Annotated in this window: 18 protein-coding genes; 8 read left to right on the top strand and 10 right to left on the bottom strand. The window is 69.1% G+C overall.

What is annotated here, in order from left to right:
• Nucleotides 1-28: 28 nt before the first annotated feature.
• Genes ABZ345_RS17170 through clpS form a run of 3 tightly spaced genes read right to left on the bottom strand, consistent with a single transcriptional unit; the run spans nt 29 to nt 1790 of the window.
• Complete coding sequence (locus ABZ345_RS17170; RefSeq protein WP_359848894.1) at nt 29-940, bottom strand: P1 family peptidase; 912 nt, start codon at nt 938-940, stop codon at nt 29-31.
• The gene (locus ABZ345_RS17165; RefSeq protein ID WP_359848891.1) at nt 937-1494 is read right to left on the bottom strand and encodes a DUF2017 domain-containing protein; all 558 of its coding nucleotides are present in this window, start codon (nt 1492-1494) and stop codon (nt 937-939) included. Before ABZ345_RS17165 ends, ABZ345_RS17170 begins: the two co-directional genes overlap by 4 nt.
• On the bottom strand, nt 1491-1790 hold the full coding sequence (clpS, locus tag ABZ345_RS17160; RefSeq protein ID WP_359848888.1) for an ATP-dependent Clp protease adapter ClpS: 300 nt from the start codon (nt 1788-1790) through the stop codon (nt 1491-1493). The genes ABZ345_RS17165 and clpS overlap by 4 nt, the downstream gene beginning before the upstream one ends.
• A gap of 79 nt (nt 1791-1869) precedes the next feature.
• Between clpS and ABZ345_RS17155 the strand changes: the two genes are divergently transcribed.
• Both ABZ345_RS17155 and ABZ345_RS17150 read left to right on the top strand, forming a co-directional pair.
• Nucleotides 1870-3159: a nicotinate phosphoribosyltransferase gene (locus tag ABZ345_RS17155; RefSeq protein WP_359848885.1), complete on the top strand. Its 1290-nt coding sequence runs from the start codon at nt 1870-1872 to the stop codon at nt 3157-3159.
• The gene (locus ABZ345_RS17150; RefSeq protein WP_359848882.1) at nt 3156-3695 is read left to right on the top strand and encodes an isochorismatase family protein; all 540 of its coding nucleotides are present in this window, start codon (nt 3156-3158) and stop codon (nt 3693-3695) included. The genes ABZ345_RS17155 and ABZ345_RS17150 overlap by 4 nt, the downstream gene beginning before the upstream one ends.
• A gap of 4 nt (nt 3696-3699) precedes the next feature.
• Here ABZ345_RS17150 and ABZ345_RS17145 read toward each other — a convergent pair whose 3' ends face one another.
• The 4 genes from ABZ345_RS17145 to ABZ345_RS17130 all read right to left on the bottom strand — a co-directional run bounded on the left by ABZ345_RS17145 (nt 3700) and on the right by ABZ345_RS17130 (nt 6710).
• Entirely contained in the window at nt 3700-4356 is a 657-nt protein-coding gene (locus ABZ345_RS17145; RefSeq protein ID WP_359848879.1) for a hypothetical protein, read from the bottom strand.
• A gap of 148 nt (nt 4357-4504) precedes the next feature.
• Entirely contained in the window at nt 4505-5677 is a 1173-nt protein-coding gene (gene wecB, locus ABZ345_RS17140; RefSeq protein WP_359848876.1) for a UDP-N-acetylglucosamine 2-epimerase (non-hydrolyzing), read from the bottom strand.
• Between the two features lie 66 nt (nt 5678-5743).
• Nucleotides 5744-5932 (bottom strand): LPXTG cell wall anchor domain-containing protein, encoded by a 189-nt coding sequence (locus tag ABZ345_RS17135; protein WP_359848873.1) that lies wholly within the window; start codon nt 5930-5932, stop codon nt 5744-5746.
• 13 nt (nt 5933-5945) lie between these two features.
• Nucleotides 5946-6710, bottom strand: coding sequence for a choice-of-anchor P family protein (locus ABZ345_RS17130; RefSeq protein WP_359848870.1), 765 nt, complete (start codon nt 6708-6710; stop codon nt 5946-5948).
• Between the two features lie 296 nt (nt 6711-7006).
• On the opposite strand from ABZ345_RS17130, the gene xrtP reads away from it, so the two are divergent.
• The 6 genes from xrtP to ABZ345_RS17100 all read left to right on the top strand — a co-directional run bounded on the left by xrtP (nt 7007) and on the right by ABZ345_RS17100 (nt 13127).
• Entirely contained in the window at nt 7007-7525 is a 519-nt protein-coding gene (gene xrtP / locus ABZ345_RS17125; RefSeq protein WP_359848867.1) for an exosortase P, read from the top strand.
• 44 nt (nt 7526-7569) lie between these two features.
• Nucleotides 7570-8892, top strand: a complete 1323-nt coding sequence (locus tag ABZ345_RS17120) for a glycosyltransferase family 2 protein (RefSeq protein ID WP_359849088.1) — start codon at nt 7570-7572, stop codon at nt 8890-8892.
• Between the two features lie 85 nt (nt 8893-8977).
• Nucleotides 8978-9550, top strand: a complete 573-nt coding sequence (locus ABZ345_RS17115) for a biotin transporter BioY (RefSeq protein ID WP_359848864.1) — start codon at nt 8978-8980, stop codon at nt 9548-9550.
• 10 nt (nt 9551-9560) lie between these two features.
• Complete coding sequence (locus tag ABZ345_RS17110) at nt 9561-10202, top strand: hypothetical protein (protein WP_359848861.1); 642 nt, start codon at nt 9561-9563, stop codon at nt 10200-10202.
• 22 nt (nt 10203-10224) lie between these two features.
• Nucleotides 10225-11016: a TIGR04222 domain-containing membrane protein gene (locus ABZ345_RS17105; protein WP_359848858.1), complete on the top strand. Its 792-nt coding sequence runs from the start codon at nt 10225-10227 to the stop codon at nt 11014-11016.
• 89 nt (nt 11017-11105) lie between these two features.
• A complete protein-coding gene (locus ABZ345_RS17100) occupies nt 11106-13127 on the top strand; it encodes an ATP-dependent DNA helicase (RefSeq protein ID WP_359848856.1) in 2022 nt (673 codons plus the stop codon).
• On the opposite strand, the gene ABZ345_RS17095 is transcribed toward ABZ345_RS17100, so the two are convergent.
• From ABZ345_RS17095 to ABZ345_RS17085, 3 genes are read right to left on the bottom strand one after another with little or no spacing between them, the layout of a single operon-like run.
• The gene (locus ABZ345_RS17095; RefSeq protein ID WP_359848853.1) at nt 13111-13692 is read right to left on the bottom strand and encodes a hypothetical protein; all 582 of its coding nucleotides are present in this window, start codon (nt 13690-13692) and stop codon (nt 13111-13113) included. The two genes, ABZ345_RS17100 and ABZ345_RS17095, sit on opposite strands and share 17 nt — an antisense overlap.
• A 48-nt stretch (nt 13693-13740) precedes the next feature.
• Nucleotides 13741-14040, bottom strand: a complete 300-nt coding sequence (locus tag ABZ345_RS17090) for a hypothetical protein (RefSeq protein ID WP_359848850.1) — start codon at nt 14038-14040, stop codon at nt 13741-13743.
• A complete protein-coding gene (locus ABZ345_RS17085; RefSeq protein ID WP_359848847.1) occupies nt 14037-14342 on the bottom strand; it encodes a helix-turn-helix transcriptional regulator in 306 nt (101 codons plus the stop codon). Before ABZ345_RS17085 ends, ABZ345_RS17090 begins: the two co-directional genes overlap by 4 nt.
• Between the last annotated feature and the right edge of the window lie 8 nt (nt 14343-14350).

The following is a 14350-nucleotide window of genomic DNA, read 5'->3' as shown; positions in this document are numbered from 1 at the left end:
CAAGGTAACGAGAACCCGGCACTCGCGCTCAGAGGTCGCGAAAGGCCTTCACACCAGCAACGGAGTGCGCCTCGCGGACCCCGGAAACCACCGATTCCGCGAACATCTCCGCCGCGGCCGTGCACAATGCGTCGAGCGCGAACGCCCTGGGCTCGGCCAGCGGCACCGCACCAGTGGCCAGCGCGAACACCGTGTCGCCGTCGAACATCGTGTGGGCGGGCCGAACCGCGCGCGCCAGACCGTCCTGTGCGGCCATCGCGAGCCGCTGACACTCCGCTTTGGACAGTGCCGCGTCCACCGCCACCACACCGATCGTGGTGTTGAGGCCTTCCGCCTTCCGTTCCGGCAACGCGACGGCCGAGGTGCCCAGCGACGGAAGCCACGGCAGACCCGTTGCGCGGTCCACGACTTCCCCGGCCGCGTTCACCACCGCGAGCGCGCCGACGGTGTGCTCGCCGACCTTCGTCGAAGCCGTGCCGACGCCGCCCTTGAGCGAACCGACCCGCGCACCGGCACCCGCGCCGACGCAGCCCAGTTCGAACTCTTCAGCGGCCGCATCGCAAGCCGCGTAGCCGAACGACGAGTCCGGCCGGTTCCCCCACGACGACATCGGCAGGTCGAAGATCACCGCGCCCGGCACGATCGGCACGACGTGGTGCGGCTGCGCGCCCACCTGGAACCCGATCGACCGCTCCGACAGCCACCGCATGACGCCGTCGGCGGCCGCCAGCCCGTAAGCCGAACCGCCGGACAAACACACTGCGTGTACCTGCTGCACCAGGTTCGAGGGGGCCAGCAGGTCCGTCTCGCGTGTTCCGGGCGCACCACCGCGTCCGTCGACAGCGCCGACCGCACCGGCGGGAACCAGTACGACCGTGGTGCCGGTGGCCCAGCCGGCTTCAATCCTGTGGTGATGACCGACGAGGACGCCGGGAATCACGGCATCATCGCTTCCACCAGCGTGTCCTGCACCCAGGTGAGCCAGTGGTACACGCCTAGATGCGGCGACCGCGGGTCCTCCGGCGGGAGCTCCTCCGGCATGTCCTCCGTGACGTCCAGCGCCGTGCCCAATGCCAGCCGCACGTCGTTCAGCGACGCGAGCCAGGCCTCGGCCTCACCGATCGACAGCCTGATCTCGCCGCCGTCGGGCGAGCAGGTCTGCAGCACGATCTCGGCCGCGCCCGTCTTGTGGTCCAGAAGCTCCGGCTCGTGCAACGACCGCAGTGCCGCCGCCGAGTTGACCTCGTCAGGGTCCGGTGCGTCGTCGTCCAAACGATGAAAATCGGGCAACAGACGGCCCAGGATCGGATCATCGGGTGCTTCCGACGGGCCTGTCCTGATGCCGGTCAGCTCGGCGAGCTCGTCCTGGGGCGCCTCCTCGGCGCGGGTCAGCAGCATCTCCTGGATCTGGCTGACCAGACCCCGGACGACTGCGGCCTCCTGGCGGTCGAGTCTCCCGATGACGACGTCACCGTCGCGGATCCACCGCTTCACGAGGCCCGCTGCATGGTCGCCCAGAGGCCCGCCGCGTGGAGCTTCGCCACGTCGGCCTCCACCTTGTCCTTGGTGCCCGATGTCACGATCGCCTTGCCCTTGTGGTGCACGTCGAGCATCAGCTTGGTCGCCTTGTCCCTGCTGAACCCGAACAGCTTCTGGAACACGTACGTCACGTAGGACATGAGGTTGACCGGGTCGTTCCAGACCACGGTCTGCCAAGGCCGGTCCTGGGCGGCGATCTCCTCGCCGACGGCTTCCGGCTGCGTCCGTTCCTGTTCGACGGGCGTGGTCATACCGCCAATGGTGTCATGTTCGCCGCAGTGACGGAGACCGCGTGCGGCTAAACCGGATGCGACCTTAGGGTTGGTGACCATGAACTCGACGGCGTTGCTCACGGACCACTACGAGCTGACCATGCTCGCGGCCGCGCTGCGTGACGGCACTGGTGACCGTCCGTGCGTGTTCGAGGTCTTCGCCCGCAGGCTCCCCGACGGCCGCCGTTACGGCGTGGTCGCGGGCGTGACCAGGCTGCTGGACGCGATCAGGGACTTCCGCTTCGGCGAGGAGGAGATCGACCAGTTGCGCCGCAACGCCGTCGTGGACGACGCGACGCTGGAGTGGCTCGCGAACTACTCGTTCTCGGGTGAGATCGACGGGTATCCCGACGGGGAGCTGTACTTCCCCGGTTCGCCGATCCTCACCGTGCGCGCGTCGTTCGCCGAAGGTGTCGTGCTGGAGACGCTCGCTCTCTCGATCCTCAACCACGACAGCGCGATCGCGTCCGCCGCCGCCCGCATGGTGACCGCCGCGAACGGCCGTCGCATGATCGAGATGGGGTCGCGGCGCGCCCACGAGGAAGCCGCCGTGGCGTGTGCCCGCGCGGCCTACCTGGCGGGCTTCACCGCGACGTCGAACCTCGAAGCGGGCCGCCGCCACGGCATCCCGACGGCCGGCACGTGCGCGCACGCGTTCACGTTGCTGCACGACAGCGAGGAAGAGGCGTTCCGCAGCCAGGTCGAGGCGCTGGGGGTCGGTACGACGTTGCTGGTCGACACCTACGACATCACCGAGGGCATCAAGACCGCCGTCGCGGTCGCGGGGCCGGATCTCGGCGCGATCCGGATCGACTCGGGTGACCTCGGCGTGATGGCCAGGCAGGCACGCGACCAGCTCGACTCGCTGGGCGCCCGCAACACCCGGATCGTCGTGTCCAGCGACCTCGACGAGTACGCGATCGCCGCCCTGCGCGCCGAGCCCGTGGACGCGTACGGCGTGGGCACGTCGGTCGTGACCGGTTCCGGGGCGCCGACCGCGGGCATGGTCTACAAGCTGGTCGAGGTCGACGGCAGGCACGTCGAGAAGCGCAGCACGTCCAAGCAGTCGCGCGGCGGCTGGAAGAAGGCGCTGCGGCGGCACAAGGACACCGGTACGGCGCTGGAGGAGGTCGTGTTCCAGGCGTCCTCCGAGCCCGACCTCGGGCCGGGTGACCGGCTCGTGCAGATCCCGCTGTGGCGCGACGGACAGGTCGCGCCCGAGGTCCCCACGCTGGAGCAGAGCCGCGAACACCTGCGCGCGGCCCTGGTGAGCGTGCCGTGGGAAGGCCTCAAGCTCTCGCGCGGCGAGCCCGCGATCCCGACGGTCTACCTGGAGGAGTCCCGATGACCAAGGCGCTCATCGTCGTCGACGTGCAGAACGACTTCTGCGAGGGCGGGTCTCTGGCCGTCACGGGTGGTGCGGCCGTCGCGTCGGCCATCTCCCAGCACATCGCCACGTCGTCCTACGACCACGTCGTGGCGACGCGGGACTATCACGTGGACCCCGGCCCGCACTTCTCCGAAACGCCGGATTTCGTCGCCACCTGGCCCGTGCATTGCGTGGCCGGGACGCCCGGTGCTTCGTTCCACCCGGAACTGGACGTGTCGTACGTCGAGCAGGTCTTCTCGAAGGGGCGTTTCGCCACCGCCTACTCGGGTTTCGAGGCCGAGAACGACCTCGCCGGGTGGCTGACGGCGAAGGGCGTGACCGACGTGGACGTCGTCGGCATCGCGACCGACCACTGCGTCCGCGCCACCGCCCTGGACGCGCAACGCAACGGGTTCCGCACCACGGTTCTCACCGGCCTGACCGCGGCCGTGGCCGACAACACCCGCGACGCCGCTCTTTCGGAGCTGCGCGCCGCGGGTGTCGTTGTCGCTTAACGCTTTACGGCGTCGGCGTGCAGGCCGTGGTGCCGATGGTGATGCTTCCGGTGTAGCCGGACGACGGCTCGAACGTGATCTTCAGCAGCGTCATGCTGAGGCTGCCGTCGTTCGGCACCGGGAACACGGTGTCGGTGAACTTGGCCCTGGCGAGCACGGTTCCGTTGCCCGCCTTGATCTCGTACACGTACCCGGACGGGATCTGCTGCGGCAGCCCGGTCCAGCCGGACATGCCCTTGAGCTCCCAGCCGGCCGCGGTGCCCTCCTGCGTGGCCTCGCAGGTGATCTTCCACTCGCCGATCTTGAGCCGCGGACCCTTGGCGCCGACGAGCGCGGACAGCTCGAACGCCTTGCCCGTGGCCACGGACTTGGTCCTGGTGATGAACTCCTCCTGGTTCACGACCTCGGTCGTGCAGGTGGAGGACGTCTCACCGATCTTGAGCCCGTTCCTGCCGACCGCGGGGCTGGATCCGGTGACGGTGCCCGCCGCGTCGGGGTTCACGTCGCACACGGCGAGCGGCTCGACCTTGAACGTCTGGTCCGCCTTGGCGAAGTCGGCGGAACCGGAGCTCGCCGTGCCGGGCGGGTTGCTCGCGTGCGCGGGAGCCGCGGTCGCCAGCACCAGCGCGACCACCGCCCCCGCGACCAAACTCCTGCGCACTGTTGCCCTTTCCCCTATGGCTCGATTTCCCACCGCCCGATAATGGTTGTGATGCGTGGCGCTGATAACAGCTCGGCACCCCATGTCACCCATTCGTGAATTCGCAATTACACGACCAGGTGACAGGCGAACTGTCAGCAACGAATGATCAGCGCACCCCTGCCAGCGTGGCGAACGGCTCCCGGCGCGGCAGAGCTGTCGGCAGGCCCGCCAGCCTCTCCAGCGCGGCGCACACCCGGACCGCGGCACGCCCGTCGCCGAACGGGTTGCGCCCCAAGGGAAGCCGCAGCCGGGAGCCGAGCACCCAGCCCGCCTCGGCGAGGATGCGGGTGGTGTCGGTGCCGACGAGCCAGGCGCACCCGGCGTCGACGGCGAGCATCCGTTCGGTGGTCTCGCGCAGCACCAGCACCGGCACGCCGAACGTCGGCGCTTCCTCCTGGATGCCACCGGAGTCGGTCAGCACGACGGCCGAGCGCCTCAGCACCCGCACCAGGTCCGGGTAGTCCAGCGGGTCGGTGATGACCACGCGCTCGTGGCCGCCCAGCAGCGACACGACCTGTTCGCGCACACCGGGGTTCGGGTGCGCGGGGATCAGCACGTGCAGGTCGGGGTGGCGGTCGGCGATGGCGCGCACGGCGTTGAGCACGCGCATCAGCGGGCGGCCCCACGACTCGCGGCGGTGCACCGTGACGAGCATGAGCCTGCCGCCGGTGGCGTCCAGGGTGCGTTCCAGGGCGATGACGTCCGCGCTGGACGCGGGGAGATCGGCGGACGCGACGCGCTGCACGGCGTCGACGACGGTGTTGCCGGTGACGACGATGTGGCTGTCCGGCAGGGACTCGGTGTTCAGCGCGTTGGCCGCGTCGTCGGTCGGCGCGAGGTGCAGCGAGGTGATGCGGGAGATCATCTGCCGGTTCCCCTCCTCGGGGAACGGGCCGTAGAGGTCGCCGGTGCGCAGGCCGGCTTCGAGGTGCGCCACGGGGATTCCGCGCCAGAACGACGCCAGTGCCGCGGCCAGCGTGGTCGTCGTGTCGCCCTGCACGAGGGTGACCGCGGGGTCGCGCTCCTCCAGCACGGCGTCGAACTCGGGCAACAGCCGGGAGACCAGCTCGGCCTGGGTTCCGTTGATCCTGGGCACGTCCAGCCGGACGTCGGGCACCAGGTCGAACGCGCCGAGCGCCTGTTCGACCATGCCGGCGTACTGTCCACTGTGGACGATCGTGGGGCGGAGGGCGGGGTGGCCCTTCAACGCGATGGCGACCGGGGCGATCTTCACGGCTTCCGGCCGCGTACCGGCGACCAGCAGAACTTCTTTCCTCACCGTAGTCCTCTCTCGGGGAGACCGGGAGACCCGCCTGGGACCGGGGGCAATCCCAGGCGGGCTCTGTCAGCCGGCTCGGTTTCTGGCCTTCGCCGTGGCGGGTACGCGCTTGCGGTGCGTGCTGTGCAGCAGGAACGCGCCCACGAGCAGGAGGACGATTCCCGCGACGAACCACCACGTCACGTCCGCGCCGGTCACCGCGAGGGCTCCGACACCCGTGCCGACACCGATGCCGGTACCGGGGACCTTGTACATCTGCCGCTCCTCTTTAAGCCGCGTTGAGCGACGCGCGACGGCGCAGCGCCACGAAGGCGACCGGAGCGGCGACGACACCGAGCAGGCCGAGACCGATCCACAGGCCCGCACCCGACGCCATCGGGATGGGCAGGCCGGCGGGACCGCACGTGGCGGACGACAGGATCACGTCGCCGGTGCCGAGGGAGCCGAGCTTGCCCTGCAGCAGCTTGATGTGGATCGCGTTCACGGTGAGGCTGCCGTCGTCGTTCTTGTACTGCTCGTTGAAGATGACCTCGGCGATCTTGATGCCCGCGAGTTCCACGTTCAGAACGGTGTTGGGCGCCGGGTCGGCGTTGACCTGGCCGAGCTTGCCGAGGTTCACGCCCGCGAGCTTGGACTTGCCGACGAGCCCCTTCTGGGTGGCCGCGCACTCCGCCTCGACCAGCTCGGCGGAGATCTTGCCGGTGACCTTGGAGAGCAGGTCGACCCGGACGTCCGCGGTGCTCGCCCGCGAGTACACGCCGCCGGACTTGTCGTCGCGCGACGCGGAGGCGTTGATGACACCGGTCTTCAGAATCCCGGGCAGGTCAACGCCGGCGAACGTGTTCTGCGTCGGCCCGTTCGCGTTGGCGGCGGCGAACGGTTCGGCGTTGACCGCCGGGTTGCCGAGCAGCGTCACGTTGAGCCTCGCACCGTATGCCGAGGCGTCCCCCGGAGCGGCCGAAGCAGGTGCGGCACCGACCAGGAGTGCGGCAATCGCGATGACTCCTGCCAGTCCCGTCATTCGGACACGCATGAAACTCCTTCCCTTGATTCCTCCGGCCCCAGGGCGCACTGATACCAATCTGGTTTCACGCTTTCCGGGGGCAATTACCGGCATCGGCTTTCTTTCGAGGGAACTGAGGGTTACTCCCCGTATCGGGCGACACGACCACTCGACTCGCCCAATCGGCGCCACTCATCGTGGGTTTTTTGATCAATTTCCGGTCACGGCGTCACCCGATCCGGGGGTGAGGGCTGACGTTGCGTCTACCGATGGAACGTCAAGTAGCCCGTCTGGGCGCTCCCTCAATCGGTGGAAAGGACCCTCGGGTGACGCTTGCCGTGCGCCGCGCCGCATTCCCGAGCCGGGTGACGGTGGTCGTCCTGCTCGGGGTTGCCGCAGGACTCGTCTTCGCACACCGTCTGTACCGAACGGCGGAGATCTCGCTGTCCGGCGCGCTTCTCAGCGTCATCAGCTCCTACGGCGTGGACGTGATCCCCGACCGGCAGACCGTCTACTTCGGACTGGGCTCGGACACGCCGCTGGGCCTGCGGATGACACCGGAGTGCACCTCGGCGTTCCTGGTGCTGCCGCTGATCGTGGTGGGCGCCGTGATGATCGCGTTGCGCCCGCGGATCCAGTCGCGCGTGCTGGTCGCGCTGGGGATCGCCGCGCTGGCGGTCGTGATCGTGAACCAGTTCCGGGTGCTGACCCTGGTCGGCCTGGTGCGGTGGCTGGGCGTGGACACCGGGTACTACTGGGGCCACACGCTGCTGGGTTCGATGGTGAGCGTCTTCGGTGGCGCGGCGGCGTTGGTCGCGTTCGTCTGGCTGGCCACGCGGAAGTGAGCCTCGACCTCGTTCTCGGGTTCACGCAGGCGCTCGCTCTGACGATGAGCGTCGCCTTCGTGACGTACGTGTTCTTCATCGTGGTGCCGTACCTGCGGCGCAAACCCGCGCCTCTGGGCGAGCCATCGTCGTTGGAGTGGCACTTCTTCGTGCCGTGCCGCGACGAGGAAGCGGTCATCGGCGACACGATCAGGTATCTGCGCTCTGCGTTCCCCATCGCGCACGTGTGGGTCATCGACGACGACTCCGACGACCGCACTGCTGGGGTAGTGCGATCGTTGAAGCGCAACGGCGGCGTGCGGGACACGCACATCCACCTCGTGCAGCGCCAACGTCCGTACGCCCGCACCGGCAAGGGCAACGCGTTGAACGACGCCTACCGCACGTTGAAGCTGTGGATGGGCAGGCGTGCGGACACGGACCGCGCGATCATCGTTGTTGTTGACGCTGACGGCCGTCCGGCACCCAATTGCCTGGAGGTCTGCGCGGCTCAGCATCTTTTCGGCAATCCGCGGATCGGTGCGGTGCAGGTGGACGTCCGGATGATCAACGCGGGCCAGCGTCAGCCGGGTGTCTCCCTGTGGCGGCGGACTTTCGGCGCCGCTCTGGTGCGGATGCAGGACCTGGAGTTCCGCACGGCCATCGCGGCGATCCAGATGTCCCGCGGCGCGACGGGCACGATCTCCATGGGCGGCAACGGCCAGTTCACCCGTCTGTCCGCTTTGGACTCGATCGCCGGGCCGACCGGCAGCCCGTGGCGCGGGTCGCTGCTGGAGGACTTCGAGCTCGGCGTGCACCTGCTGACCGCGGGCTGGCACACCGGGTTCACGTTGGACACGCACGTGAACCAGGAGGCTTTGTACTCGTTGCGCCGCTTCCTGGCCCAGCGCACCCGTTGGGGCCAGGGAACCATGCAGTGCATGCGTTACCTGCGGCGGATCTGGGACTCCGAGCACCTGACGACACTCGGCGCCGCCGAGATGATGTACTACCTCGCGCAACCGTGGATGCAGTTGCTCGGCACCTTGATCTACCCGATTCCCGTGGCTCTCATGGCTTACCGGTTCGCGGTGTCGCCGTCGGAAGTCGTGGCGTGGTTCTTCGACGGCGCGTGGATCCTCTTCACCGTGTACGGCGCGTTCGGCCTGTTGCCGTTCGTCCTGTGGGGACCGGTGTACCGCGCGCGTTGTGAGCCCGTTTCGTTGTGGAAGTCCATCGGGTACGGGCTCGGCTACGCGCTGTACATCTACACCTTCTACATCACGTCGTGGCGCGCGCTGATCCGCTTGGTGCGCGGCAACAACGGCTGGACCAAGACCCGCCGCAACACCGAGCGGGCGGCGGGCAAGGTCGCCCTCGATGTGTGAACGGTCACTTGTATAGATCGAACAAAGACGTTCGCGAGTTTCCCTGGTTAACCTCAGGTTCTCTCGATTCCGCCTGGGAGGGAACATGACACTCGCGCTTGCGCCCCGTCGCACCGTGCTCGCCGACTTCGTGCCGGGCTCTCTGGTCCGCGATCTGACCCTGGTGGTCGCCGGTGCCGCCTTCACCGGCCTGGCCGCCCAGGTGGCCCTGCCGATTCCGGGCAGCCCGGTTCCGCTGACCGGCCAGACGTTCGCCGCTCTTCTCGTGGGCGCTGCTCTGGGTTGGCAGCGCGGCGCGACCTCGATGCTCCTGTACTTGATCGCGGGTGTCGCGGGTGTGCCGTGGTTCCAGGGCGGGACGTCGGGCGCGCCTGTGTCGCTGGGCTACGTCGTGGGCTTCGTGTTCGCGGGTGCACTCGTTGGCGCTCTCGCAGGCCGTGGCGGTGACCGCACGCCGTTGCGCGTCGTGGGCACGATGGCGCTGGGCAACCTGGCGATCTACGCCGTCGGTGTGCCGTGGCTGATGGCGATGACCGGGATGTCCTTGTCCAAGGCCGTTGCCGTCGGCGTGGTGCCGTTCCTGCTCGGCGACGCCCTGAAGATCGCGCTGGCGGCCGGCGTGCTGCCGGGAGCCTGGGCACTCGTCCGGCGTCGGTAGCTTGGACCAGGTGATCACACCTGGGGAGTACTTGGATCTTCTCGATGCGCGCCTGCCAGGTCTTGTGGTGGGCGCGCACGTTTACGGGTCGCGTGTGCTGGACGACGTCGTTGCCGGCTCGGACCTGGACATCGTCATCGAGCTGTCTTCGGCCGCTTCGCTGCCTTCTGTCGACGGCGCCGATGTCGCCGTGGTTCTGGCCGGCTCGTTGGAGAAGCCGGTGTCCGACGTGACGCCGTTGGCCGGGGAGATCACTCCGGTGTTGTGGCAGCAGCTGCGGACCGTTGGTCACACCGTGCGGGGTGCACGGCCCACCTGCCCTGGTACTGCTGCTGACGTCGAGGCGTACTGCCGTGCGAACCTCGTCGACTACTGGCAGCGCTTGTTCGACAAGGTCCGCACGATGCCGGAGTTGCCGCCCGAGGACATCCTCTGGATCGGACTGGGACCCGCGCGCTTGTGGCACACCATCCGGACCGGCGAGATCGTGAGCAAGTCGCGCGCGGGTGAGCTGGCCGCGGCCCGGTGGCCCGATCTGCCGTTGCCCGACCTGGTGGCCGTCCGCCGGGGTGGTGACGTGCCGCTGACGAGTTCGCACCTCAAGGCGGCCGTCGAGCTGTTCGACCGAATCCTGGCCGACGTAACGACGTGAGGTCCGCGGCCGAGAAATCCGCGTGACGACGCATACCCCGGAAGAGCTGGGCTGTCTCGTCGGCGGCCCGACCCGTGCCGCCGAGGTCGCCCTGGCGCGACTGCTGCACATCGGCGCGGCCCGGATCTCCCGTGACGGCGTGGTGACCGCTGTCCACCGCAACCCGGGCCGCATCTCGCCGTTGGAAGCGCGCATCCTGAACAGCGTCCAGGTCGGCAGGTACCTGCACGACGTCCTGCGCGAAGCGGCCGGCTCGCCCGAGGCGGACGGCCTGCGCCACCACCTCGCCGATCGCGGCCTGCTGCGGCACCACCGCTCGTGGCGGCCGCGTCTGCACCCGTGGCTGTTCCTGCTGGGCACCGGACTCGGGCTGGCCGGATTCCTGCGGATCGTGGTGCCCGAGCTCCTACTGGAACTCCCCGTGCCGGAGGTGGTCGAGTACCCGTCCTGGTACTTCTTCGCCGCCGGGGCGCTGGTGATCGTCTGGGCGTCGGTGCTGAAGGCCCGCGACCCCGGCCGGTTGCGCACGAGAGCCGGCTACGAGCTGGCGAACCGGGCGAGCCTGCGCGTGTCGCAGCAGGACCCGGTGGGCGCCGTCGCCGCGCGCGGGCTGCGGGGCAAGGTCGGCCGCGTCGCGATCGCCGGGATGTTCGGCCTCACCCCCGTGATGATCGGGCTGCTGCCCCACCGCGACACGTCGTCCGGCAGCAGCTGCGGAAGCGGTTGTTCGTCGAGCTCGTGCGGCGGTGGTGACGGTGGCGGCGACAGCGGAGGTGGCTGCGGCGGTGGGTGCGGAGGCGGTGGCGGCGACTGACCTCGCCGGCGCCCGGGGCCCGGCTGCAGGTCTGGCGAGTCGGCGGTGTCCGGCGGGGAGTGTCGGACCTGCCGGGTACGGTCTGTCTCGTGCCTGAAGTTCCCCCCACGCTGAGCCTGCTCGAGACCGCCGTCCACGCCGTCGGTGGTGCGGAGCGCCCTGGTCAGGTGGAGATGGCCGAGGCCGTCGACCACTCGATCCGCACCGGTGAGCATCTCGCGGTGCAGGCGGGGACGGGCACGGGCAAGTCGCTGGCGTACCTGGTGCCGTCGATCAGGCACGCCGTGGCCGAGGACGAGACGGTGGTGATCTCGACCGCCACGATCGCCCTGCAACGGCAGCTGGTCGACCGCGACCTGCCGCGCCTGGCGAAGGCGCTCAAGAAAGACCTTGGCCGGGAGCCCACGTTCGCCATCCTCAAGGGCCGCAGGAACTACCTGTGCATGCACCGCGTGCACAACGGCGCGCCGGACGAGCCGGAGGACGACGCGCTGTTCGACCCGTTCGCGGTGTCCAAGCTCGGGCGTGAGGTGAAGCGGCTCAACGAGTGGTCGTCGGACACCGAGACCGGCGACCGCGACGAGCTGGTGCCCGGCGTCAGCGAGCAGGCGTGGCGGCAGGTCAGCGTCACGGCGCGCGAGTGCCTGGGCGTGTCTAAGTGCCCGATCGGCACCGACTGCTTCGCGGAACGGGCGCGGGCGCAGGCGGGCAAGTCGGACGTGGTGGTGACGAACCACGCGATGCTCGCCATCGACGCGTTGGAGGGCTACCAGGTGCTGCCGGACCACGACGTGGTGGTGATCGACGAGGCGCACGACCTCGTCGACCGCGTCACGTCGGTGGCCACTGAGGAGCTGAGCGGCGCGTCCGTGGCGATGGCCGCGCGCCGGTGCGGCCGGCTGATCGACCAGGACGTCGCGGACCGGCTCGCCGAGGCGAGCGACGGGCTGGCGATGATCCTCGAGGACATGCCGTCCGGCCGGCTCGACGCGCTCCCGAAAGCACTCTCGGGCGCACTCGCGGCCACGCGCGACGCGGCGCACAACTGCATGTCGGCGATGGGTTCGGAGCGCAAGGAGGACCCGGACGGGGCGACGGCGCGCAAGCTCGCGCTGGCGTTGCTGGAGGAGGTCCACGACTGCTCGGTGCGGATCCTCGAGGCGTTCGGCGAGGAGCGCGACGTCGTGTGGGTGTCCGGCGACTTCAACCAGAAGGCGCCCTCGCTGCGAGTCGCGCCGCTGGGCGTCGGCGGGCTGCTGCGCGAGCGGCTGTTCGCCAAGCGCACCACGGTGCTGACGTCCGCGACGCTGACGCTGGGCGGCGCTTTCGACGCCATGGCCCGCCAGTGGGGCCTGCCGCCGTCGGAGAAGGTCCGCAAGATCGAGGGCGCGGCCACCGACAAGGAGATCAAGGACGTCGACGGTCCCAAGTGGACGGGTCTCGACGTCGGCTCGCCGTTCCAGCACGGGTCGAGCGGCATCCTCTACGTGGCAAGGCATCTGCCGCAACCGGGCCGAGACGGCCTGCCGCCGGAGTACCTCGACGAGATCGAGGGTCTGGTGAACGCGGCCGGTGGCCGCGCGCTCGGTCTGTTCTCCTCGACGCGCGCGGCCAAGGCGGCCACGGAAGCGTTGCGGGACAGGCTCGACCACCCGATCCTCTGCCAGGGCGACGACGCGACGGGTCTGCTGGTCAAGAAGTTCTCCGAGGACGAGCGCACGTGCCTGTTCGGCACCCTGTCGCTGTGGCAGGGCGTCGACGTCCCCGGCCCGTCCCTGCAGCTCGTGATCATGGACCGCATCCCGTTCCCGCGCCCGGACGACCCGCTCGCCTCCGCCCGCCAGAAGGCCATCAACTCCCGCGGTGGCAACGGCTTCCTGACCGTCGCCGCCACGCACGCCGCCCTCCTGCTCGCCCAGGGCGCGGGCCGGTTGCTGCGCTCGATGTCGGACAAGGGAGTCGTGGCCATCCTCGACCCGAGGCTGGCCACGGCCCGCTACGGCGGCTTCCTGCGCGCCTCACTCCCCCCGTTCTGGACGACCTACGACCCCGAGGTGGTCAGGGCCGCCCTCAAGCGCCTGGACGCTGCCCAAACTAAACAGACCCCTTGATCCGCTCGACGAGCTCGTCCCGAAACGCCTGAGCCTCCTCAAATCCGGGTTCCGAAGCATCGGCTCGTTTCAGCGCGCCTTCGAGGATCTTCAACGCCTGCCGCTCGTCCCCGCGCGCATCGGCCTGCCGCGCGGCGTTCTCCACGGCTTTGGCGAGCCTCGTCGTCGCCTCGGGTTCCACGGTCGCCTTGTTGATCCGGATCCAGTTTCCACCGGGATCGACAACGCTGAACCCGGTGTACCTGTCGTTGCGCAACCGCGGCCGGGTCATCCGCGGAATGCCGGAGATGAGCACTTTCCCGTGCGCCGCACGCATCCCCGCCGCGAACGCCTCGTACAACGGACCGGTGTCCTGCACGATGACCAGGCAGGTGCCGTACGACTGCTCGGGATCGAAGCCGTCCATCCCGAAGAAGTGCAGGTTGATGTCTTCCCGCTGCAAAGCCACGTGCGGGTTCGGCCGCGTCTGCCGATAGGTGACCGAGAAGCCGAGCATCTCGTAGAACGACGCGATCTCGTCAATGTCCGGACACGGCAGGAGTGGAATCGTCAGTTCGTTAGCCACCGCCCGAAGCTAAGCCCGGTCCCGCCAAAACGACACGGAGCAATTTGCTCAAGCGAACAGCAGCGCAACCCCACCGAGTACCAGCAACGCCGACACCACGGCAATCGCCAGCACCCGTCCACGCGGCGTCCCCGCGTGCTTCAACGCCATGCCCAACGGCCCGATCTCAGCCACGACAGCCCCTTTCGACGGCATAGCAACGACAGCGCACAACGCCCCGAACGCCACCATCAACGGCGACATGCCGAGTTCGCGCGCCCCAACAACATCCGCTTCCCACTGCTCGCGATAGCGCTCATCACCGATGACCGCGGCCGCAAACCGCACCACCAACAACGCGACTCTCATTGCGCTGTCCTGGGCACGAAACGCGGCGCCGGAGCAGCCCGCGCCACGACCTTGCGGGCTTCAGCAGCCCCTTCGGCCGTCAGCCGGTACATGCGCCTGCGAGGCCCGCGCCGTTCCGCGTCGTCATCCCACTCGGACGTGACCCAGCCAGCTCGCTCCAACCGGTCCAGCAGCGGGTAGACGCTGCCCGACGGCCGCCCGGTCAGCTTGATGATCTCCAGGCCCCAACGCGGCTCGTCGGCGCCCAAAAGCACCTCGAGCACATCGACGGTGGCCTTGCCGATGCGTTGTAGTGGCTCCACACGACCAA

Origin of the sequence: Lentzea sp. NPDC005914 (assembly GCF_040629405.1) — a bacterium.
Taxonomy (GTDB): Bacteria; Actinomycetota; Actinomycetes; order Mycobacteriales; family Pseudonocardiaceae; genus Lentzea.
This window is presented reverse-complemented; position numbering and strand designations above follow the sequence as displayed.

Excerpts from the sequence above, each read along its gene's own strand:
- ABZ345_RS17155 (WP_359848885.1), top strand. The coding sequence starts at position 1,870 with ATGAACTCGACGGCGTTGCTCACGGACCACTACGAGCTGACCATGCTC.
- clpS (WP_359848888.1), bottom strand. The coding sequence starts at position 1,790 with ATGACCACGCCCGTCGAACAGGAACGGACGCAGCCGGAAGCCGTCGGC.
- ABZ345_RS17115 (WP_359848864.1), top strand. The coding sequence starts at position 8,978 with ATGACACTCGCGCTTGCGCCCCGTCGCACCGTGCTCGCCGACTTCGTG.
- ABZ345_RS17130 (WP_359848870.1), bottom strand. The coding sequence starts at position 6,710 with ATGCGTGTCCGAATGACGGGACTGGCAGGAGTCATCGCGATTGCCGCA.
- ABZ345_RS17090 (WP_359848850.1), bottom strand. The coding sequence starts at position 14,040 with ATGAGAGTCGCGTTGTTGGTGGTGCGGTTTGCGGCCGCGGTCATCGGT.
- ABZ345_RS17150 (WP_359848882.1), top strand. The coding sequence starts at position 3,156 with ATGACCAAGGCGCTCATCGTCGTCGACGTGCAGAACGACTTCTGCGAG.
- ABZ345_RS17120 (WP_359849088.1), top strand. The coding sequence starts at position 7,570 with ATGAGCGTCGCCTTCGTGACGTACGTGTTCTTCATCGTGGTGCCGTAC.
- ABZ345_RS17135 (WP_359848873.1), bottom strand. The coding sequence starts at position 5,932 with ATGTACAAGGTCCCCGGTACCGGCATCGGTGTCGGCACGGGTGTCGGA.